Origin of the sequence: Streptomyces sp. MnatMP-M17, assembly GCF_900091995.1 — a bacterium.
Classification (GTDB): domain Bacteria; phylum Actinomycetota; class Actinomycetes; order Streptomycetales; family Streptomycetaceae; genus Streptomyces.
In genome coordinates this window covers 1-2840 of record NZ_FMDK01000993.1, presented here as the reverse complement: position 1 = coordinate 2840, position 2840 = coordinate 1, and the positions used below count along the sequence as shown (strand labels likewise).

The following is a 2840-nucleotide window of genomic DNA, read 5'->3' as shown; positions in this document are numbered from 1 at the left end:
CGACGCCGTCCGCGAGCCCGTCGAAATCCTCGGCGGCTCCGGTGGCTCCGACGCCGCCGGTGGCCCTGCCGGCCTATCGCAAGGCGACCCGTGAACAGCCCGACGGCGGGCCCTCGATGGTCTCGCTGATGCTCCTGATCACGGCTCCGGCCGTACTCGCCGTAGCCATCCTGCGTCCGCGCTCCCGCTGATCCATGGAGAATCCATGTCGGAATGGCTCGTTCTGAGCATCGCGATGGCCGCCGCCTGCGCGGTCGTCCTCACCATCGTCGTGATCAACAACCGCCGTATCCCGGACGACGACGATCCCACCGGAACACCCGACGTCATGGAGTACATGACGATGATGATCGGCGTGATCTACGCGATCGTCCTGGGCCTCGCGATCGCCGGTGTCTGGGAGGGCCGCAGCGCGGCCCAGGAGTCCGTACGCCAGGAGGCCCAGTCGCTGCACGAGATCCAGCAGCGCGTCCAGGTCTATCCGGCCGAGGTCAGGAACCGGATCCGCGGCGACATCGACGCGTACGTCTCGTACGTCGTCCACACCGAGTGGCCGCACATGTCCGAGCACGAGGCCCTCAGCGCGAAGGGCACCGAGCTCTTCGACCGGATACGGCGTGATGTCACCCGGTACGCACCACGGACCGAGCTGGAGGGCCAGGCCTATCAGCCGCTGGTCGACGAGGTGGCCTCGGCGGACGACGCCAGAGGGGCCCGTGGACAGAACGCGGGAGCCACGATGCCCGGAGTCGTCTGGTTCGGCCTGATCACCGGCGCCGTGGTCACGGTGGGGCTGATCTTCGTCCTCCAGATCCGCCGCACCTTCCGTGAACTGCTGCTGGCCGGGCTCTTCAGCGTGCTGATCGCCTTCCTGCTCTTCCTCATCTGGGACTTCGACGCCCCGTACGGCCGAGGGATCGCCGCGACCGCGGCTCCCTTCCTCGATCTGTTCCCGCAGATCGGCTCCTGAGGCAGACCGGCTCCTGAGGCCGCGGCGATCAGCCTCCTGAGGCCGCGGCGCGGCACCGACCGGGGCATGGACATCCGCCGACCGGGGGACATCCATGCCCCATTCGCCCGCCAGCGATCGCGGGTGTGATAACGGGCTCCTACCGTTTCTCGCATCGAGGTGCATTCCTGACATTTGCGGAAAAAGGTTCCGCTGCTGCTCCTCGGGGACCCGGAGGATTCACCATGCGCGCGATACGTGCCGCGTCCGCCGCTCTGCTGGGAGTGGCCGCACTCGCCCTGACCGCTCCCACCGCCGTGGCCGCGGTCGACGGAAGTGTCACGCCGTTCGGATTCACCGTGACCCCGTCCACGATCAACCCCGGCGGAAAGGTGACCCTGGGCGTCACCAAGTGCAGTTCTCCCGCCACGGCCTCCTCAGGCGTCTTCGACAACGTCACCATCCCGTCCGGCAGCACCGCCACGGCCACCGTCGACTGGGACGCCAAGGCCGGCGCGAGGTACATCGTGACCTTCACCTGCAACGGAATGTCGGCGAAGACCACCCTCGCCATCTCCGGCTCCCCCCAGACCCCCGCGCCCAATCCGGTCCCCACGACGAACAGCACCGCGACGCGGGCGGCCCCGGCCCCGGTCAGCTCCAGCTCGCCCGGAGGCGTCCGAGGCGGCCTCGGCGGCAGCATCGGAGGTCTGAACATCGCGGAGATCGTCACCGGCACCGCACTGGTGGTGGCAGGCGCCACCGGCACCGTCTACGCCATACGCCGTCGAGCGATGAACCGTGGGCACTGACCGGCCCTGCCGCCAGGTCCTCCGCTCAGGAACGCCCGTCGCCGGAATGCCCGTCGCCCCGAGTCCTCCGCCTGGACTCGGGGCGACGGGCATTCGGGGCTCTCCGGCCCACGGGACGGCCTGGCGGCAGGGCCGGTCAGACTCCCGCACCGGTCAGCCGACGGCGCCGTGCGATGAACAGGGAACCGCCGATGGCCGCCGAGGCGACCAGCCCGCCGCCGACCGCCATCTCCGTGGAACTGGGTCCGATGGAGCCGCCGAGCCCGCCCAGCGCGCCGCGGCCCTGGAGCACCTCGAACTGGTGGGTCTCGACCCGGTTGTTGTCGCTGCACTTGACGGCGAGGTTGTAGCGGCCGGGCGTGGCGTCGTCGAAGATCCGTGCGGTGGCCCGGGACGTCCCCGCCGGATTGACCGAGAGATCGACCCGCCGGAAGGCGTTGGACGTAACGGTCCCGCCGTGGCCGCAGCCCTGGACGGTGATCTCGATCCTGCCGCCCTGATGGACCGAGAACGGGTTGACGGTGACATTCCTCGGACCGTCCGTGGCGGCGGCGAGTGGAGCGGAGAGCGCCACGGCCGCGCAGGCGGCCGCGGACACCGCGAGAGCGCGTGAAGCACGCATCGTTGAACCTCCAGCGGAAGACGCCCCAAAGCCGTGCTCCGGGAGATTCGACGAGTACGCCTTCCATGACGAACCATCACCGCGCGACCTGATCGTCGCACTTCGGCACTGGTCCACCCCGGTGAGCCGACACGCCGGACGGAGGCCGCTCACTCCGACGGAGACGCAGGTCACCGCCCGTCAGAAGTTTTTATATGCCGATTACTCGGATGGGTCAGCGCGGCAGGCGCCGCCACCCGTTCGCCCGTCTCTGATCGCGGGCTCGGCGGACCGCGCTTACCGTGCCAGCAGACGTCCACGAAGGGAGAACTATGGGCAAGAACCATTACGCTCCGGAGTCGAGGATGCGCTCGCCCTGGGGGGTTCTGGCTCTCGTCATGCTCACCGGCATCGCCCTGATAAGGAATGGGGTAGACGTACCGCTGGGGCCGCCGCAGCCCGCGGCGGCGGCGGGGCT

Annotated in this window: 3 protein-coding genes and 2 pseudogenes; 4 read left to right on the top strand and 1 reads right to left on the bottom strand. The window is 69.3% G+C overall.

Features of this window, described 5'->3' with window-relative positions; genetic code table 11:
* From GA0115259_RS40855 to GA0115259_RS34820, 3 genes and pseudogenes are all read left to right on the top strand, one after another.
* A pseudogene (locus GA0115259_RS40855) lies at nt 1-191 on the top strand (hypothetical protein); the annotation flags it as partial.
* A 14-nt stretch (nt 192-205) separates the two neighbouring features.
* Complete coding sequence (locus tag GA0115259_RS34825; protein ID WP_093604300.1) at nt 206-970, top strand: bestrophin-like domain; 765 nt, start codon at nt 206-208, stop codon at nt 968-970.
* Nucleotides 971-1194: 224 nt separating this feature from the next.
* Nucleotides 1195-1761 (top strand): hypothetical protein, encoded by a 567-nt coding sequence (locus GA0115259_RS34820; RefSeq protein ID WP_093604298.1) that lies wholly within the window; start codon nt 1195-1197, stop codon nt 1759-1761.
* A gap of 136 nt (nt 1762-1897) precedes the next feature.
* Here GA0115259_RS34820 and GA0115259_RS34815 read toward each other — a convergent pair whose 3' ends face one another.
* Nucleotides 1898-2383, bottom strand: coding sequence for a hypothetical protein (locus GA0115259_RS34815; RefSeq protein WP_093604296.1), 486 nt, complete (start codon nt 2381-2383; stop codon nt 1898-1900).
* 311 nt (nt 2384-2694) lie between these two features.
* Here GA0115259_RS34815 and GA0115259_RS42440 point away from each other — a divergent pair.
* Nucleotides 2695-2840 (top strand): annotated as a pseudogene (locus GA0115259_RS42440) (class F sortase); the annotation flags it as partial.